Source organism: Polaromonas sp. P3_B1, assembly GCF_056402935.1.
This window is the reverse complement of sequence record NZ_JBFUGK010000017.1, coordinates 66,376-83,201: the sequence shown is the minus strand read 5'-3', so window position 1 is coordinate 83,201 and position 16,826 is coordinate 66,376. Positions and strand designations below refer to the sequence as shown.

Sequence of the window (16,826 nt, the reverse complement as noted above, 5' to 3'; positions counted from 1 at the left end):
GATCAAAGCGATCAAAGATCTTTTCTATCCAGCGGAACCATTCCTCAACTTCTCATACGCCTGAAAAATGTCCGGGCGCATCAATGACAAACCGTTTCTTCTGAGTTCGGAATCCACCCGTCTTCGCGTGGGCGGCAATTCCCTGGAGCGGATCCGCTGAACTATCGACCGCAAGAGATCATGGTCCTTCTGATACCGCAGGCCCAACCGAGAACTTTCGAAACTCCTCCTCTTGCGAACGATATCCCGGCACTCTTGACCAAACCAGTACTTCAAGGCACTGCGGCTCAGCCCAAGCTGATGTGCTACGTCTACCAGGGCACGGTTGTCGGTAGGGTCAGCAATAATCACCTCCAGCAGTTTTTTCATTTCATGTCGCTGCTGGAACCCAAGCATGGGCCGAGCGCCACGATCCGTCTCCAGAGGCATCCGTCCTGCAGGCTCCGAAACCAGCGTCGCTGCACCCGGCAAGAACAGAGCAGCGATCTGTACGGATACTCCATAGCCAAGCCTAAGTAATACGGAAACAGATGGCCGCTCGTCCTTGTTCAACCAGCCATTCAGCGCGTAAGGTTGCAGGCCAACCAATTCACAAAGCCCCTTTCTATTTCCGGGGGACAGGCGGGCGACGATCTCAGCGATGTTTTTCCGGAAGGTCACCAGACTTCCAAAGGACTTGAGTTCTGCGCGGCGTTCGATCAGCGAGACCAAGGAATTGGCGCACCAAATTTCGTACTCAGTACAGGCCGAATCGTCAACGGATACGCCCCCCTCGGTTTCTGCCAGCAACGGGTGCCTACAGCTATTGCAATGCATGAGGCTTGGGTACACCGGCACAAAAGACTGCAGGCACCCACATGCGGGACACCGGTCACTTAGGGGCCGCTGGTGCTCGTGGCACACCCGGTAGTGTTCCAAAGACCACAGCAATTTGAAATAAGGTCTTTGCCCCGCCCGCGCCTGGTCGCATAAGCAAGCGGTGCACCATCTCGGATGGCGGCCCAGAGCACCTTCGCTGTTGTGGGGAAACAGGCCTTCCGCATGCAGTAAGGTAAGCCGCGCCAAGGGGCCACTTGTTTTCTGTTGCAGCAGGTCTATCGCTAACTTTGCGTAGGTGCCATATCCATTGAGAGTTGTGCAATCACGGTCGAAGAAGGTCGTCCCGCTCCAGATATCCCGATGATCTGTGGAGGTCTGCAGAAGATACTTCATCAGTACCCTAGGGCTCACACAATGGGCGTGAGCGATCGCAACGAACCACGAGATGAGGCTCTCAGAGTCAACGAAGCTGCCTCCAGGATCGACATGAAACAACGTCTTGGGCGGCTCAGCAAAAAGATCATCAAGGATGTCAAGCTCGTCTTTTTGCATTTATCCCTCCCACAGGATCTCTGCTTGGCGTCCGTTCACCAATATGTCGTGCAAAGGTGTGCCCGCGCTTATCAGGGTTCTTGGCTCTCCCCCCCTGGCCCGGCCTAATGCTCTCGTTCTGAGTTCCTTCATCCATCAATCCGCCATCCAGAATCCGCTCGACCGCCTTCTGATCAACATCCGTAAGAAGTCTCTCGCCTACCACCGCTTGCCTGGCAAGATTGGCGGCGGTCACATTGGGTTGGCAGAAGGTAAGGAGCAATTCCTCGGTCATTTTCTCCCCTGTCCGGTGGCAATGACTGGCCGCCATCGTCAGCGTCTTTTTCAGAGTGCCAACGCAGCCTACTGAGTTGACATAGAGCGCTTCCGCCGTCGCTTCGCTGAGCTTGTCCAGCCGCCGTGGACCCGGAATATGCCCCAGCAGTTCGTCAAGTACGGAGTTAAAGTCCGACTGCTCTTCCTCGTCCCGACGGTCATACCGACGGAAATGCACAATATTGCGTCGCTGGAGCCAATCACCAGCTGTACAGGTGGTTTGCAGGAGCTGGTAATTCGCGATGAGCACAATACGCGCCTCAGTCCGGGCAGCCAGGTCGTAGAGCATCTGCTGGCTCCGGATACAGCCCGCCTTATCGTTCACGGGAAATAACCTTTCCGCCTGATTGATTAGGACCATCTTCGTATTCCGCCGGCACAGCATGCTGAGAACCGCGGACATCAGCGCATCCAGATCTTGCAGACCGTAAGCCGAATACGGCGTGTATTGGGAGAGCTGAAATTCCGACGGGATCACAAAGAGCTTTTGATCGATCAGAATATCGCCGCCCTTGTGAAGCAATTCCTTGAGCAAGCGTTTCCAGTAGTTAGCGTCAACCCGCCCGGCAGAGCTCGGCGCATGAACCGCAACACTGCCGACCATCGACTCATCGTCACCCATTCCTTGCAGCCCAGGCCACTCCTTCCGGTAGTGGTTATAGAGCCTCCCTGCAAGTGTGGTTGTTCCGACCTCCGCGGGGCCAACGACCGCAACAATTTCATGATCTGCACCATACTCAATGTTGTCTTGAGCTAAATTAAAGGCAGCCGCGAGGTGCGGGTGTGCGATTACTTTTTTGCGAAAGTAAGCAAGGCGATCTTCGTCGGTACCATCCAAGATGGAGCCGGGGAATAGTGGGGCAATGGCTCTTTTCATTCAAAGTCCCCAAACACCTTGCGCTCGGTATTCCTGAAAACCTCGCGCGCCTTCTGTTTAACGGTGTCTTTCTCCCTCGCATCAGGCTTCAGTGCGATCACGTTGGAGCCAGTCTCAGCATCGACCGGCAACCCGAGGAGCGCGGGCGTATCCAACAAGCCGCTGTAGGCATATGTAGATTTTTGCTCCCGATCACGCGCCGCCTGCACCTCAATGGCCAGCGAACCCTCACGCTCTCGAATGCCGTTCATAAAGCTGCCCAGCAATTGCGCCTTCTCTTTTTTCTGGATTCCGGTCCGGCTGTTGAGTTCGTTAAGTTCCAGCGAGATCGCCTCGATTTCCTTCTCGGACCGGCCCGCGAGCAAATCCGCATAGGGACTGAACCCTTCCACCCAACCATCGGGAGTCAGTACGTAAGCCCTGGATGCATCAAAGGGGTCGTATTTCACTTCTAGGTCGCACCGCGCATGGGTGACCAGGAACCCGGAGTGATACTCGATGCTGTTGGCCTTGAACGAGCCGTCATTCTGGATTTTTGCCGTCCCTTTTTGCGTGGTCGGCATCGTTGCAATCACAAAGTCGCGGCTATAGCTAATCAGGGTGTGACTGCGAGCACCAGATTGCAGCCGCCCAATTTCCATGGCCCTGTCCGGGGAGATGCCAAGGGCGGGATGTTCCGTCGCATGGTAGACCCTGGTTAGGAATCCTTCGAATGCCTCGCGAAATGCGCGTAAATTCCAAACCGCAAGGCTGACCGGGTTGTGCGATGCAGACATACTGCGTGGACTTTGCAAGGCCTGATTGTTTCCTCGCAGCGCATGAACAAAATCCGTGTTGTTCATGCCGAAAAACCGCTCGATGATGCTGCCATATCGAGGATGGCTTGCTGGTCGCATCCGTTTGTGGGACCCAAGGAATGCCACCAACATGTCAAAAAACTTGCTCTTGAAATCAGATCCCTGATCCGCAACGACGGTGCTGGGAAATCTCCCATGGCGACGTACGCAATCTCGGATGACCAGCATGCAAGATCGATAACTTGGTGGATCAAACAAAATTACCCACGCCAAAATCGTCCGGGTAAATGCGTCAATCAATACGGTGAGCCAAGCTTTTTTCATGCTCCGCCCGGTGCTCTCATCGACAAATTGCAGATCCAACATCGTGTGATCGATGTGCGCAATGTCAAACGGCCTGCAACCGTGTTTGGGCGTTTGGCGCTCCAAGCTCAAGTAAGGCAACTCCAGGTTGTATCCGGCTTTCTCGCCTTCTCGTGCTTTCTTAAGCTCCTCCGGAGTCGTGACTCGACGAATTTCGGTTTCGAACGTGCGCCTGCTGGGAGGCAATCGCCCCTCTTTGCCACACTTATCGACAAGGGTAGACCACGACACAAAGTTCCCGCCACGGGTCGAGGAGGTCACCTCTGCATCTATGACCTCGTGCATCAATTCCAAAGTTCGCGTGTCCAGCCTCCTCATCCGGTTCCCCCGGCGGCTGACCTCAGGGATGAGCGCAACGAACTCGTTGCCGATTTCTCCCATCCTCTCTTGCACAATTGCTCGCCACTTTCGGACCCCCCTTTCGGACGCCACGTGCTGCTCTCCTGGCGGACAAAATTCCGGGTGCAGGCAGTAGTAGCGGTGGCTCGCGCATTTGAGGTCTTCATCGGTTGCCTGGCGCAACACTTCAGCGGCCTTTACCGACCGAGGATCTGCGTACTCCTGCGTCCCGCAAATGACACCCTCGCGCACCATGGCCGCAAACGGCTCGTATTCGATCCCAATCAAAGGGGCGTCGGCAGTTTTCAGGTAGACCTTGTCGTACCCGACATTGAGAATTTCACAAGCTTTGCCGTCCCAAAGCAATTGTGTGCCGGGCACCATTGCCACTTGCGGCAGGCCCTGTATCGGGGGGGCCAGCAAGCTAGGAAGCCAATATTCACTCGACTCCAGCAAAACCTGAGTTCTAAAGACTCGCACTCTGTGCGCTTCCTTCATCAGAAGGAACTGTGATAGATCTACGAAGAGCTGCTCATCGACGATCAGCTTGAAAAGCTGGTCGGCAACGATACCTGCGTCATTTTGAAGAAGGTCGCGAAGCCAGCACCAGCCACTGTTGCCGATGAACTCCCGAACTCCATTGAGCACCGCCGCACCGACGGGAGGACAGTCCGACCGGTAGTAGTCAGACAGGTCTGAAATATTCTGCGTGAGGATGGGATTAAAGTCGGACGAGGAGCTCACCGCAAAACCAAGGCCGTTGGCTTGTGCGTAAGCCTCAGCGGCCGGACAACTCCACCGGCCTTGCTCATCCAGGAAGTACTGGGGATCGTCCGCTTGAGACGCTGTTGCCAGCCAACTTTCTTCCTTGCATTCCACCCAGCCAATAAAGTCCCGGGACAGAACGAAGAAGTCCGGCGTGTAGCTCGTTGCCTTGGCTCGACCTTCCGCTGTGAAGTAGGTTTTCTTGATACGCGGTGGCTGGTCGTAGAACTCGTAGGTGTCCTGGTCATGATCCCAGCGATAGATGGCAGCCAGCTCGGTGCTGCGCGCCTCGGCTTTGACCACACAGCCCATTTTTCGGCTGGCGTAATGTGTGACGACGTTGTGTGTGCCACTACGTACATTTCGAGAAGGATTGCTCTCTCGAATATTCCTCACGATTGTTATTGCAACATCCGTGAGCTGGTGCCTTTGGCACAGTTCCATCAGCTCGTCTTCGGTCAGCATCGCTGACTCCTAGCAGTACCAGGCAGGTATGTGGCAAGTCACTCCAAAAGATTGGCAAAACCCCACCAACCCTCTTGATTTAGAAGGTGGTCGCCATATACTTTAGGTGTTGAGGCCAAAGCTATAGCAGCCGATGGGAAGAGCACGAGTCCGCCAAGACTCGTGCTCTTTTGCTTTTAGCCAGTAATTTTGATTGCTCGCACTTTCCAGTTCCTGGGGGGTTGATAAACACCGCGCTGTTTTGACGCGGAGGCCTTGCTTTTGCATGGACTCTTTCAAAATAAATTGAACTTTCTTTATGTCAAACAAATGAGATGGCATAGGAAAGAAATTACTACTTTTTTTCCTATTTGTCTTGGTTTTACACAATAGTTACGAGCGTGGTCGCCCCAAAACCCAGCTAGTTAATCGGCTCAGGGTGTCCTTCTGGAGTCATGCCGTTTTGCTGGCCAGCGGGAGGAGCCAGGTGCAGGAGTTGGAGGCACTCTTGCGTAAATCGCACAGGCTTGCCTTGACCAGTGGTCTCTGGTCCCGGTACATGCGCGGGGAAGTTGTCCCGCAAGGCGCGCTTACGGCATCACCCACCTCACTGGTTGCCCGCATCGCGAAGGTTTTCCCTGATACGAACGAGGTGTTCTACACCCCGTTATGGGATCTCTTAACCTGGAAACCGGAGCTTGATCTCAACGGCTTGAAATCGACTTACTTGGCACTGGACGAAAGCGTCCATGTGCATTTTGTCGCGAGAGTGGACAGCGCGGGGGAGCGAACCGCCGCGAAAAATGGCCAGTTTTGGCACCTCAAGAAAACTGCGGCGAACAGGAGAGCGGTCATTTCCGACTTCGGGAAGTGGGTCGGCCTAGTCGTGTACCTACTCGAGGCCCGGATGAGCTATGCAGCACAGAGCATGGATGCCTTTGTGGACTGCCAACTGTCGGCCTGCCAGTTCTTGGCGGATCTAAGCAAGGGACCTCAGCTTCAGGCCAAAAGATTGCATGGGGTCATGCTGCTTATGGAAGCCTTGTGCCTTGATGCACTTTTGATCAACGTGGTGAATCCTCAGCCTACCAATGAAAATCAGCGCAAGGAAAGGGATCGGTGCCGAGCCGCGATCAGGGATTGGAGGCAAAGGTGCGGCTTGCATGCCGCAAGTCTCTCGATGAGCTCTCGACTAGCATTCCTCCTGGCCGTGAGAGACGGCACCCTGATCGGTACCGCTAGCTAGCCCGCTGCGCCCGCGTAGAAAGAACTAATCAGACGAATAACGTCATCCGCTCGACCCGCCGCAACCGCTTGCTCTGCGGTTTTTTGACTGAAGGGCGGAAGCTGCTCTGTTCGGAACCAATCCAACGCTTTCGGGAGATCACCGCCTGATGCGTCATATGCTGCTCTGATGACGCGGAGGTTTTCCCTAAGGTGACTTTGAATACGGGCGGCACCTGGAGTCATGGTTAATGCGCTCACAGATACCCGTGCATTCCGAGCTAGCGACTCCGCATCCATGCCGAGAAGGCGAATGTAGCGGGTCGGCGAAAGCATAGGGGCGAATTCGGGCTCCATCAGGTCCAATGCGAACTTCGCCCAAGAGCTATTTAGTCCAGCTTCATCACCTAGTGGCGGCATTACGCACGCTCCTTTCTCAGAAAGTTCCGAGCTAAGCACCATGTTTCTACGCGCGGAAGCATAACTGTGCCGTTTGGAAACATAACCGTGCCGTTTGGAAGCATAACTGTGCCGAAATTTGATGGTTTGAGCGCCTGGAAACGCTCTATTTGGACCAACCGGCGCTGTAAATTGACCGAAGCATAACTGTGCCGGCCAAAAATGAAGCATAAGCGTGCCGTTCCGGCACGGTTATGCTTCGCGGGACAGCATGAATGCTGGGCTTCAGGGGTATGGTGGTGCGGCTGGCGGGGATCGAACCCACGACCCTTGGCTTCGGAGGCCAATACTCTATCCACTGAGCTACAGCCGCAACGCTGGAAAACGGTTTGCGCCGGAATTCGCGGCCGTAGGGCGCGAAATCAGGGCAGTTTGCGCGGCACGGGCAATTCATGCCGTGCAGCGCGTCCGATTCTACCAGCCAGGCACGGCGCTCCCCCCGGGCGCCACAAGGCCCCAGTTATAATGCGAGGTTGCTGAGCAAGCGCTGTACAGGCGCGCCACAACACGCGATAGCCCCCCGATTTTTAGTTTTTTGAGGACGCCATGAGCGCAAACGACCACACCACGGCCCACGAAGAAGCCCACACTGGCCCGATCAAGACGCCCCAGCAACTGCTGGCAGCGGTTTTTTTCTCTTTTGTCGTCCCGGTTTTCGCCATCATCGGCCTGGTTTATTTCGTCGTCTCGGCCAACAAGCCCGGCGCCGGCGCCACTGAAGACGCCAAGGCCGTCGCGCAGCGCATCCAGAAAATCGGCTCGGTTGAAATCCGTGATGCGAACCGCCCACTGAAGTCCGGCGAAGAAGTCTACAAAGGCCAATGCGCGAGCTGCCACGCTGCGGGCGCCGCCGGCTCACCGAAGTTCGGCGACGCGGGCGCCTGGGCCCCGCGCATCAAGACCGGCTTCGACAGCCTCTGGCATTCGGCCCTCAAGGGCAAAGGCAATATGCCTGCCCAATCCGGCGGCGATTTTGACGACACCGAAATCGGCAAGGCCGTGGTCTACATGACCGCAGCGGCCGGCGGCAAGTTTGCCGAACCCAAAGCGCCTGCCGCTGCCGCTTCGGCACCCGCCGACGCAACGGCCGCCGCAGCCCCACCAGCCGACGTCGTGGCCGCCCTCGCCGCCGCCAACAAGGGCGCCGCACCTGCTGCAGCGCCGGCCGCTGCCGGCGGCGCCGCCGTTCCTGCGCTGTACGGCCAGGTCTGCGCCACCTGCCACGCAACGGGCGTGGCCAACGCCCCCAAGCTGGGCGACAAAGCCGCCTGGGGCCCGCGCGTGGCTGCCGGTGTCGATGCACTGACCGCCAGCGCCATCAAGGGCAAGGGCGCAATGCCTCCCAAGGGTGGCTCTTCGGCCTCCGACAGCGAGATCAAGGCGGTTGTCCAGTACATGGTGGGCGCGGCCAAGTAAGCGCTTGCGCCTCACAAAAAAAGCCGGTCACTGACCGGCTTTTTTTATGCGTGTCCGCCAATGTCAGGCTGCAGCGCGTGGCTGCTTTTCCTGCAGCGCCTGCGGGCTGCGCACATAGCCAAAGCGTGTCGGCAGGTCGCGCACAGCATGTTCCTCGGGCACCCACAGCCCCTGCTCCACCGCGTCGGCGGCATGCGTCATGTCCTGGGTGTGGACCAAGCCAAAGCCGAGGTTGGTTTCCAGATAAAGCCGCCCGGCCTCATCGAGAACGCAGCGTTGCGCGCGCGCGGGCGTGCCGGTGTGCGAAGTGACGGCAAACGAAGGCGCCGGACCGATGCGCCAGACCAGCGGCGTGGCTTCAAGCTCCACATACACGCGCTGCGGGCCGTTCTGGAAAAACCAGCGGCCGGCGGCGTCGCTTTCGTAGTTGCGCTGGATGAAATCGATCAGCTTTTCATGCTTGAGCAGTGAGCCCTTGGCCGCTTTGTTGCGGGCCGGATCGGCACCGGCGACGCCGCCGAAGGGCCCGGCGGCTTGCGCCCTGTCGTCTCGCATATACCAGTTGCCGCGCGCGTCCAGCCCCAGCCAGCCGTAGCAGTCGGGAACGTTGGGCCACTTGGCGATCGCCTGCCGAACTATGTCGTCCATGGGCTTATTGTGCGCCGCGCCACTTCATAGCTGGCTCGCCAGAAAGCCTGTGACGCTGTAGGGCATGGCCCGCACGTGGCCCGGAAAAGGCGGTGAGGGAAAACCGACATGGCCGCCCTCAGCCGGTTGCCACAACGTGACATGCGGGCCCACCTCGCCGGCCTCAGGCAGGCTGGAGGCCGGCACAAAGGGATCGTTGAGCGCATTGAGGGCGAGCGCGGGCACGGCGATACGGTGCAGGTGTGGCTTGGCCGAGGCGCGCGACCAGTAATCGTCGGCATCCTTGAAACCGTGAAGGGGCGCCGTGAAAATATTGTCGAAGGCGTACAGGTCGCGCGCCGCCAGGAGTCGCTCGCGGTCGAACAGTCCGGGGTGCTGCTCGAGCTTGAGCAGAGCCTTGGGCACCATGGTCTTGAGGAACATGCGCGTATAGACCAGGCGGTTGAAACCACGGCCTATGGCCCAGCCGCTGGCGGCCAGGTCCAGCGGAGAGCACACGGAAGCAACACCGGCCACGACCTGCCGGGCCTCGGCGCCCATCTCGCCGGCCCAGCGCATCAAGGCATTGCCGCCCAAAGAGATGCCGACAGCCATCACCGGCCCGTCGTGCTGTGCAGCGAAGCGCCGCAGTATCCAGTCGATCTCGGCAAAGTCGCCCGAATGGTAGGCACGCGGCGCGAGGTTGATCTCGCCCGAGCAGCCGCGGAAATGCGGGATCGCGCAGGCCCAGCCGCGCTCACGGGCGGCATCGGCGAGGGCTTCGGCATAGTGGCTGGCCGAGGAGCCTTCAAGACCGTGGAAGACGACCAGCAGGGGCTTGGGCGCGGGGCTTGCGTCGTGCGTGACAAGCCAGTCGACGTCGACGAAATCCTCATCGGGTGTGACCCACCGCTCGCGGCGAAACACCGGCTGCGGACCCAGAAAGCGGCGCGATTGCAAGGCGGCCCAGATGGTCTGCAGGTTGCCGCCCGGGAGCCACCAGGGCGCGGCATAGTTCATGGCGGGTTCCACGCGTCGGCCGGCTCAGTGCAGGACAGTGGGCGTTTCCGACACTTCCTGCATTTCGCGCGGCGTGCCGGGACTGGCATGGTGGGCCACCATGCGCCAGCCCTGCGCGGTCTTGTGATACACGTTGGTGGCGATGACATAGGCGTGGCGCGGGCCTTCTTCCGTGAGCACCTCGATGCGCTCAAGCACGCTGTGCACGCTGGCGCTCATGGCCTCCACCTTGCGCACCTTGATGGGCTGCGCGCGTACGGTGCCGTTGGAGAACATCGCGTCGAAGGCCGCGCGAATGGCCGCCGGCCCCACGAGGCGGGCGCTCCCAGGGTGCACGCAAACGATGTCGTCTTCGTCGCCCCAGCAGGCCATGAGTTTTTCAATGTCGCCGCTTTGCAGCGCGTCATAGAAGGCCGCCTCGATGTCATCGGCATTGCCGCTGCTGGCGGGCGGGACTTTGGGTTTGGGCATGAGGGCAATCAAAAAAGTTCGGGCAAGGGAGATGGCGGCATCAATCCGGTCTGGCGTCAGGTGCTGAATTCTGCGCGGGATTGCGCGCCGCAGCAAGCCATGCCTGGACCACGCCGTGCATGCCGCTGGGCGGCCGTTCCGCACCCCGGGCGCTACCGCTCTGGTTGGCCTGCCACAGCAATTCCGGCGCGGCCACATGGGTGCCGGGCGGCAGCACCTGCAGGGCGGCATCAACAAACTCGGCGAGCTTGGCGGGCCGCACCGGCTGCTCGGCCTGGGGAATCATGAACTTGAGTGTGGACAGCATCCAGCCGGCTGTCTTTTCAAAAAAGTTTTTCCCGCTCGCATCCTGCGCCTTGCGGGCTGAACGCACCAGCAGCAGGCGTTCAAAGCCCAGGGCCGCGACGGCCTGCTCGTCGAGGTTGGCCAGGCCGCGCTTGAGCGCGTCGGGCAGGCGCCCGGTGACGTGCGGCACCACCACGACCAGAGTCTGCACGCCGCAGCGCTTGAACCACTGCGCCAGCGCGGGCAGCTCAGAAGGCGCCGGCGTCCAGAGCGTGCGCTCACGTCCGTAGTACATCCGCGGCGGCTCGAACATCACCAGCCCGGTGTGCGCCGGCAGCGGCCGGGCGGCCCATTGCGCTATGGGCAGGGGCACGCCCGCCAGCGCGATGCCGACCCCGGACAGCCCGGTTGCCATGGCCTCGGTGGCCAGCACCTCGGTGTGCGCATAGCGGCCGCTGCCAACCAGGCGGCGCAGCACCTCATTGCCCAACACGCCGGTGGCGCCGGCCACCAGCAGGCGCGGCTTGGCCTGGGATGGCGGCGGCGAACGCAAGACCGACTGCAGGGCCTGCAGCGGACTGCCGGAAGAGGACACTTGGGAGGGCAAGGACATTCGACTATGTTAGTGTTGCGGCTTGCATTTTCGGAGGCATTGCCATGACGATATCGCGCTTTTTGACTTTCACCCTCGCGGCCCTGCTGAGCCTGCTGCTCTCGGGCTGCGGCTACAACGACTTCCAGCGGCTGGATGAGCAGACCAAGTCGGCCTGGTCCGAGGTGCTGAACCAGTACCAGCGCCGCGCCGACCTGGTGCCCAATATCGTGGCCACGGTCAAGGGCGAAGCCGCTTTCGAGCAGGATACGCTGACCAAGGTGGTGGAGGCGCGCGCCAAGGCCACCTCCATCCAGGTGACGCCGGAAACCCTGAACAACCCGGCCGCCTTCAGCAAATTCCAGGCCGCGCAAGGCGAGCTGGGCAGCGCACTGAGCCGCCTCATGGTGGTCAGCGAGCGCTACCCCGACCTCAAGGCCAACCAGGGCTTTCGCGACCTGCGCGTGCAGCTCGAAGGCACGGAAAACCGCATCACCGTGGCGCGCAACCGCTACATCCAGACCGTGCAGGAGTACAACGTGCTCACGCGCAGCTTCCCCAGCAACCTGACAGCCATGGTTTTCAGCTACCAGGTCAAGCCCAACTTCACGGTGCAGAACGAGGCGCAGATCTCCACGCCGCCGGTGGTGGATTTCAACAAAAAATAAAGCGCGGCGGACCTCATCGACCTTACCGTGCAGCGTCCGATGTTTCCCCTACCACCCATTCGCAACGGCGTCCGGCTGGTGCTGGGCCTGGTATCAGGCCTGCTGCTGGCCGCCTGGCTGCCGCTGGCGGCATGGGCGCAGGACGGTGTGCAGCCGGTGCCGGCGCTGACGGCGCACGTCATGGACAGCACCGGCACGCTGAATGCCGCGCAGCGCGATGCGCTGGAAGCCAAGCTTGCGGCCTTTGAAAAAAGCCGCGGTGCGCAAGTGGTGATGCTCCTGGTGCCGACGACGCAGCCGGAAGACATCGCCGCCTACGCCCAGCGCGTGGGCGACAGCTGGAAGATTGGCCGCAAGGGCATAGGCGACGGCCTTTTGCTGGTGGTGGCCAAGAACGACCGCAAGGTGCGCATAGAAACCACCAAGGCGCTGGAAGGCGCCATCCCCGACCTGGCGGCGCGCCAGGTCATAGACACGGCCATCACGCCGCACTTCAAACAGGGCGATTTCGCCGGCGGGCTCGATGCCGCGGCCGACCAGCTCATTGCATTGATCAGCGGCGAGAACCTGCCCGCACCCAAACGCAGCGGCAGCAGTGGCGGCAACAACGATGGTTTTGAATGGACGGACCTTGCCGTCTTCCTGTTCTTTGCCGTGCCGATTGGCGGGCGGATCGCGGCCGCCATCCTGGGCCGCAAGTTCGGCTCGCTGGCAACCGGCGGTGTGGTGGGCGTGCTGGCCTGGATTTTCACCAGCAGCCTGATCGTGGCCGGACTCGCCGTCCTGGTGGGCACGGTGTTCGCGCTGGTCGCCAGCCTGGGCTCGCTGGGCAGCGGGCGCCGATCTTCAGGCGGCTGGACCAGCGGGGGCTTCAGCAGCGGCGGTGGCGGCTGGAGCAGCGGTAGCAGCAGCAGCGACGGCGGCGGCTTCAGCAGCGGCGGTGGTGGCGATTTTGGCGGCGGCGGCGCCTCAGGAGACTGGTAGGCATATGCTCGACAAGCTCACAACCATCCTCAAGCACCTCTGGCTGGACGCCTCTGACGCGAGGCGGGCGATTCCACCCGACATGCTGCAACGGCTCGCGCGACGCGTGACGGCCAGCGAGCAGCGTCACAGCGGCGAGATTCGCATCTGCGTGGAGGCTTCACTGCCTTTGAGTTATTTGCGGCGACTCGGCAAGCACAATTCCATCGCCGCGCTCACGCGCCAGCGTGCGGTGACGCTGTTCGGCAAGCTGCGGGTCTGGGACACGGAGCACAACAACGGCGTGCTGCTTTATGTGCTGCTGGCCGAGCGCGCCATCGAGATCGTTGCCGACCGCGGCGTGGCACGGCACGTGGGCCCGGAACAATGGCAGGCCATGGTGGGGCGCATGGCGGCCGCGTTTCGCGAACAGCGTTATGAAGACGGGCTGACGCAGGCGCTGGAAGAAACGTCGGCGGTGCTGGTGCAGCACTTCGCGGCGCATGGCTCAGAGGATGGCGCGCCAGCCAGGGCGAATGAGCTACCCGACGCGCCGCTGCTGCAGTAAGAAGTCGAAAAGATCAGGACGACAGCAAGACGCCCAGGACAAACAACCCCGTCAGCACCACCAGGATGCGGCGTATCCATGTTCTGAGCGAACGTCGTCCCCGGCGCTGCGGCGAAAGCTCTTCGTCCCACGTCAGACTGTCCAGTGTGCTGTTCATAATCCCACCTCGTCGCTTCGGTTGAATCGCTGGATCCACGATACGGCAGAGGCGCCCCCGCTGGCTACGATTTARGGTTTCCAGTTGTTAAGCTGAGGCGCCGGCGCAACAGCATGAGTGAGAAAGGATTAGTGCTCGTGCGTCGCCCATGAAAAAAGCCCCTGGCTTTCGGCAGGGGCTTGCTGCGATCCGGCGATAAAGCCGGAAGGCTTGTTTTTATTTCTTCTGGCGATATTTGCGCAAGGCGGCGATCTGCGCGGCCATGACGGCGAGTTCAGACTGGGCCATGGCGATGTCGATGTCGCTCTTGGCGTTCTTCAACGCTTCCTCGGCGGCGGCCTTGGCTTCGCTGGCCTTGGTCTCGTCCAGGTCCTTGCCGCGGATGGCGGTGTCGCTCAACACCGTCACGCAGTTGGGCTGCACTTCGAGCAGGCCGCCGGCCACGAAGACGAACTCTTCCGTGCCGTCGGCTTTTTCAATGCGCACGGCACCCGGCTTGATGCGGGTGATCAGCGGCGTGTGGCGCGGGTAAATGCCCAGCTCGCCAGCCTCGCCGGGCAATGCCACGAACTTGGCTTCGCCCGAGAAGATGGACTCTTCTGCGGATACGACGTCGACGTGAATGGTGCTCATACGTACTCCAATTAAAAAGGGGGATGGAAAGTGGTCAGTTGAGATGAGCCGCTAGGCGGCGCGCGGAAATGTGCAAATGCACATTGAGCACGCCAACGACGCGGATCGCTCAAATGGCCGCTTTACGCCACCTTTTTCGCTTTTTCGAAGGCTTCGTCGATCGTGCCGACCATGTAGAAAGCCTGTTCCGGCAGGTGATCGCACTCGCCGGACACAATCATCTTGAAGCCGCGAATCGTTTCAGCCAGGCTGACGTACTTGCCGGGGGAGCCGGTAAACACTTCAGCAACGTGGAAAGGCTGCGACAGGAAACGCTGGATCTTGCGGGCACGGGCCACGGCCAGCTTGTCTTCAGGAGCCAGTTCGTCCATACCCAGAATCGCGATGATGTCGCGCAGTTCCTTGTAGCGCTGCAGCGTGCCCTGCACGGCGCGGGCCGTGTTGTAGTGGTCTTCGCCGACGACGTTCGGGTCCAGCTGGCGGCTGGTGGAGTCCAGCGGGTCGACCGCGGGGTAGATACCCAGCGAAGCGATGTCACGCGAGAGCACCACGGTGGAGTCCAGGTGGGCGAAGGTGGTGGCGGGCGACGGGTCGGTCAAGTCATCGGCAGGGACGTAAACGGCCTGGATGGAAGTGATGGAGCCGACCTTGGTGGAGGTAATACGCTCTTGCAGGCGGCCCATTTCTTCGGCCAGCGTAGGCTGGTAGCCCACGGCGGAAGGCATACGGCCCAGCAGTGCGGACACTTCGGTACCGGCCAGCGTGTAGCGGTAGATGTTGTCCACGAAGAACAGCACGTCACGGCCTTCGTCACGGAAGGACTCGGCGATGGTCAGGCCGGTCAGCGCAACGCGCAGGCGGTTTCCTGGGGGCTCATTCATCTGGCCGTAGACCATGGCCACTTTGGATTCGCCGAGGTTCTCGAGGTTCACGACGCCGGAGTCGGCCATCTCGTGGTAGAAGTCATTGCCTTCGCGGGTACGTTCACCCACACCGGCGAACACGGACAGGCCCGAGTGCGCCTTGGCGATGTTGTTGATCAGTTCCATCATGTTCACGGTCTTGCCGACGCCGGCGCCGCCGAACAGGCCCACCTTGCCGCCCTTGGCGAAGGGGCAAACCAGGTCGATCACCTTGATGCCGGTTTCCAGCAGTTCCTGCGAAGGAGACAGTTCGTCGTACGCGGGGGCCTTGCGGTGGATAGGGGCGGTCAGGGTCTGGTCGACCGGGCCGCGCTCGTCGATGGGCGAACCCAGCACGTCCATGATGCGGCCCAGCGTGGCCTTGCCCACGGGAACCGTGATGTTGGCGTTGGTGTTGTACACCACGTTACCGCGGCGCAGGCCGTCGGACGAACCCAGTGCGATGGTACGCACGATGCCGTCACCCAGCTGCTGCTGGACTTCCAGCGTCAGGGAAGAGCCTTCCATCTTGAGCGCGTCGTAAATCTTCGGCATCTGGTTGCGCGCGAATTCCACGTCAACCACCGCACCGATACACTGAACAATCTTGCCTTGAGCTTGAGCCATGATTGGATCCTCTTTCGTTTCTTTAAATCTCTAAATCGGGTGTGGCGGCTTAGACCGCTGCAGCACCGGCAACGATTTCCGAAAGTTCTTTCGTGATCGCCGCTTGACGCGTTTTGTTGTAAACCAGCTTGAGTTCGCCGATCACGCTGCCGGCGTTGTCGGTTGCGGCCTTCATGGCCACCATGCGGGCGGATTGCTCGGACGCCATGTTCTCGGCAACCGCCTGGTACACCAGCGCTTCCACATAGCGCACCAGCAGGTCGTCGATGACGGTCTGCGCGTCGGGCTCGTAGATGTAGTCCCAGCCGTGCTGGTCCTTGTCGGCCTGCAGGTGCGCGGCCGTCAAAGGCAGCAGCTGCTCGACCACCGGTTCCTGGCGCATGGTGTTGATGAACTTGGTGTACGACAGGTACACCGCGTTGATCTTGCCTTCGGCGTATGCGTCGAGCAGCACCTTGACGGGGCCGATCAGCTTTTCCAGGTGCGGCTTGTCGCCGAGCTGGGTCGCGTGCGACACCACCTTGGCACCGACGCGGTTGAGAAAACCGAGACCCTTGTTGCCGATGGCGACTGCCCTGGCATCATGGCCGGCGGCCTGCACTTCCTTGAGCTTGGCCGTCACGGCGCGCAGCACGTTGGTGTTCATGCCGCCGCACAGGCCCTTGTCGGTCGTCACCACGATGAACCCGGTGGCCTTGGCGTCGTTGGACTCCATGAACGCGTGGGTGTACTCGGGGTTGGCCTGGCTCAGATTGGCCGTGATGTTGCGGATCTTGTCGCTGTAAGGACGGGCAGCGCGCATCCGCTCCTGCGCCTTGCGCATCTTGGAGGCGGCCACCATCTCCATGGCCTTGGTGATCTTCTTGGTGTTTTCCACCGATTTGATCTTGCCGCGTATTTCCTTGCCTGCTGCCATATGGATTCCTAAGGGGTTCCTGAGGGT

16 protein-coding genes and 1 tRNA gene are annotated in these 16,826 nt (G+C 60.4%); 5 read left to right on the top strand and 12 right to left on the bottom strand.

The features are described from left to right. Positions 1–24: 24 nt before the first annotated feature. The 3 genes from AC1DXS_RS12030 to AC1DXS_RS12020 are packed head-to-tail and all read right to left on the bottom strand — an operon-like array spanning position 25 to position 5,292. Complete coding sequence (locus tag AC1DXS_RS12030) at positions 25–1,371, bottom strand: TniQ family protein (RefSeq protein ID WP_477737721.1); 1,347 nt, start codon at positions 1,369–1,371, stop codon at positions 25–27. Further along, the gene (locus tag AC1DXS_RS12025; RefSeq protein ID WP_477737720.1) at positions 1,352–2,563 is read right to left on the bottom strand and encodes a hypothetical protein; all 1,212 of its coding nucleotides are present in this window, start codon (positions 2,561–2,563) and stop codon (positions 1,352–1,354) included. Before AC1DXS_RS12025 ends, AC1DXS_RS12030 begins: the two co-directional genes overlap by 20 nt. Beyond that, positions 2,560–5,292, bottom strand: coding sequence for a Mu transposase C-terminal domain-containing protein (locus AC1DXS_RS12020; protein ID WP_477737719.1), 2,733 nt, complete (start codon positions 5,290–5,292; stop codon positions 2,560–2,562). Before AC1DXS_RS12020 ends, AC1DXS_RS12025 begins: the two co-directional genes overlap by 4 nt. A 487-nt stretch (positions 5,293–5,779) precedes the next feature. Between AC1DXS_RS12020 and AC1DXS_RS12015 the strand changes: the two genes are divergently transcribed. Further along, the gene (locus AC1DXS_RS12015; RefSeq protein WP_477737718.1) at positions 5,780–6,517 is read left to right on the top strand and encodes a hypothetical protein; all 738 of its coding nucleotides are present in this window, start codon (positions 5,780–5,782) and stop codon (positions 6,515–6,517) included. A gap of 674 nt (positions 6,518–7,191) precedes the next feature. Here AC1DXS_RS12015 and AC1DXS_RS12010 read toward each other — a convergent pair. Further along, positions 7,192–7,267: transfer RNA gene (locus AC1DXS_RS12010), tRNA-Arg, on the bottom strand. Positions 7,268–7,500: 233 nt separating this feature from the next. On the opposite strand from AC1DXS_RS12010, the gene AC1DXS_RS12005 reads away from it, so the two are divergent. Continuing rightward, positions 7,501–8,370 carry a c-type cytochrome gene (locus AC1DXS_RS12005; protein WP_477737717.1) on the top strand — a complete coding sequence of 290 codons (870 nt, stop codon included), beginning with the start codon at positions 7,501–7,503 and terminating at the stop codon, positions 8,368–8,370. 63 nt (positions 8,371–8,433) lie between these two features. On the opposite strand, the gene AC1DXS_RS12000 is transcribed toward AC1DXS_RS12005, so the two are convergent. The 4 genes from AC1DXS_RS12000 to AC1DXS_RS11985 are packed head-to-tail and all read right to left on the bottom strand — an operon-like array spanning position 8,434 to position 11,386. Then, positions 8,434–9,018 carry a DUF2946 family protein gene (locus tag AC1DXS_RS12000; protein WP_477737716.1) on the bottom strand — a complete coding sequence of 195 codons (585 nt, stop codon included), beginning with the start codon at positions 9,016–9,018 and terminating at the stop codon, positions 8,434–8,436. 24 nt (positions 9,019–9,042) lie between these two features. After that, complete coding sequence (locus AC1DXS_RS11995) at positions 9,043–10,017, bottom strand: YheT family hydrolase (RefSeq protein ID WP_477737715.1); 975 nt, start codon at positions 10,015–10,017, stop codon at positions 9,043–9,045. A 24-nt stretch (positions 10,018–10,041) separates the two neighbouring features. Further along, on the bottom strand, positions 10,042–10,488 hold the full coding sequence (locus tag AC1DXS_RS11990) for a YybH family protein (RefSeq protein WP_477737714.1): 447 nt from the start codon (positions 10,486–10,488) through the stop codon (positions 10,042–10,044). Positions 10,489–10,528: 40 nt separating this feature from the next. After that, entirely contained in the window at positions 10,529–11,386 is an 858-nt protein-coding gene (locus AC1DXS_RS11985) for a hypothetical protein (RefSeq protein WP_477737713.1), read from the bottom strand. Between the two features lie 44 nt (positions 11,387–11,430). Between AC1DXS_RS11985 and AC1DXS_RS11980 the strand changes: the two genes are divergently transcribed. From AC1DXS_RS11980 to AC1DXS_RS11970, 3 genes are read left to right on the top strand one after another with little or no spacing between them, the layout of a single operon-like run. Next, complete coding sequence (locus tag AC1DXS_RS11980) at positions 11,431–12,033, top strand: LemA family protein (protein ID WP_477737712.1); 603 nt, start codon at positions 11,431–11,433, stop codon at positions 12,031–12,033. A gap of 39 nt (positions 12,034–12,072) precedes the next feature. Continuing rightward, positions 12,073–13,017: a TPM domain-containing protein gene (locus AC1DXS_RS11975; RefSeq protein ID WP_477737711.1), complete on the top strand. Its 945-nt coding sequence runs from the start codon at positions 12,073–12,075 to the stop codon at positions 13,015–13,017. Between the two features lie 4 nt (positions 13,018–13,021). Next, positions 13,022–13,564, top strand: a complete 543-nt coding sequence (locus AC1DXS_RS11970; protein ID WP_477737710.1) for a TPM domain-containing protein — start codon at positions 13,022–13,024, stop codon at positions 13,562–13,564. Between the two features lie 13 nt (positions 13,565–13,577). On the opposite strand, the gene AC1DXS_RS11965 is transcribed toward AC1DXS_RS11970, so the two are convergent. The 4 genes from AC1DXS_RS11965 to atpG form a co-directional block, all read right to left on the bottom strand. Then, the gene (locus tag AC1DXS_RS11965; RefSeq protein ID WP_413328629.1) at positions 13,578–13,721 is read right to left on the bottom strand and encodes a hypothetical protein; all 144 of its coding nucleotides are present in this window, start codon (positions 13,719–13,721) and stop codon (positions 13,578–13,580) included. 216 nt (positions 13,722–13,937) lie between these two features. After that, positions 13,938–14,354 (bottom strand): F0F1 ATP synthase subunit epsilon, encoded by a 417-nt coding sequence (locus AC1DXS_RS11960; RefSeq protein WP_007868942.1) that lies wholly within the window; start codon positions 14,352–14,354, stop codon positions 13,938–13,940. A gap of 122 nt (positions 14,355–14,476) precedes the next feature. Then, entirely contained in the window at positions 14,477–15,883 is a 1,407-nt protein-coding gene (atpD, locus tag AC1DXS_RS11955; RefSeq protein WP_477737709.1) for a F0F1 ATP synthase subunit beta, read from the bottom strand. Between the two features lie 49 nt (positions 15,884–15,932). Continuing rightward, entirely contained in the window at positions 15,933–16,799 is an 867-nt protein-coding gene (gene atpG, locus AC1DXS_RS11950; protein ID WP_074578722.1) for a F0F1 ATP synthase subunit gamma, read from the bottom strand. Between the last annotated feature and the right edge of the window lie 27 nt (positions 16,800–16,826).

Bases quoted from the DNA above. Each gene is read 5' to 3' on its own strand.
- AC1DXS_RS12030 (WP_477737721.1), bottom strand. From the start codon at position 1,371: ATGCAAAAAGACGAGCTTGACATCCTTGATGATCTTTTTGCTGAGCCG.
- AC1DXS_RS12025 (WP_477737720.1), bottom strand. From the start codon at position 2,563: ATGAAAAGAGCCATTGCCCCACTATTCCCCGGCTCCATCTTGGATGGT.
- AC1DXS_RS12020 (WP_477737719.1), bottom strand. From the start codon at position 5,292: ATGCTGACCGAAGACGAGCTGATGGAACTGTGCCAAAGGCACCAGCTC.
- AC1DXS_RS12005 (WP_477737717.1), top strand. From the start codon at position 7,501: ATGAGCGCAAACGACCACACCACGGCCCACGAAGAAGCCCACACTGGC.
- AC1DXS_RS12000 (WP_477737716.1), bottom strand. From the start codon at position 9,018: ATGGACGACATAGTTCGGCAGGCGATCGCCAAGTGGCCCAACGTTCCC.
- AC1DXS_RS11995 (WP_477737715.1), bottom strand. From the start codon at position 10,017: ATGAACTATGCCGCGCCCTGGTGGCTCCCGGGCGGCAACCTGCAGACC.
- AC1DXS_RS11990 (WP_477737714.1), bottom strand. From the start codon at position 10,488: ATGCCCAAACCCAAAGTCCCGCCCGCCAGCAGCGGCAATGCCGATGAC.
- AC1DXS_RS11985 (WP_477737713.1), bottom strand. From the start codon at position 11,386: ATGTCCTTGCCCTCCCAAGTGTCCTCTTCCGGCAGTCCGCTGCAGGCC.
- AC1DXS_RS11980 (WP_477737712.1), top strand. From the start codon at position 11,431: ATGACGATATCGCGCTTTTTGACTTTCACCCTCGCGGCCCTGCTGAGC.
- AC1DXS_RS11975 (WP_477737711.1), top strand. From the start codon at position 12,073: ATGTTTCCCCTACCACCCATTCGCAACGGCGTCCGGCTGGTGCTGGGC.
- AC1DXS_RS11970 (WP_477737710.1), top strand. From the start codon at position 13,022: ATGCTCGACAAGCTCACAACCATCCTCAAGCACCTCTGGCTGGACGCC.
- AC1DXS_RS11965 (WP_413328629.1), bottom strand. From the start codon at position 13,721: ATGAACAGCACACTGGACAGTCTGACGTGGGACGAAGAGCTTTCGCCG.
- AC1DXS_RS11960 (WP_007868942.1), bottom strand. From the start codon at position 14,354: ATGAGCACCATTCACGTCGACGTCGTATCCGCAGAAGAGTCCATCTTC.
- atpD (WP_477737709.1), bottom strand. From the start codon at position 15,883: ATGGCTCAAGCTCAAGGCAAGATTGTTCAGTGTATCGGTGCGGTGGTT.
- atpG (WP_074578722.1), bottom strand. From the start codon at position 16,799: ATGGCAGCAGGCAAGGAAATACGCGGCAAGATCAAATCGGTGGAAAAC.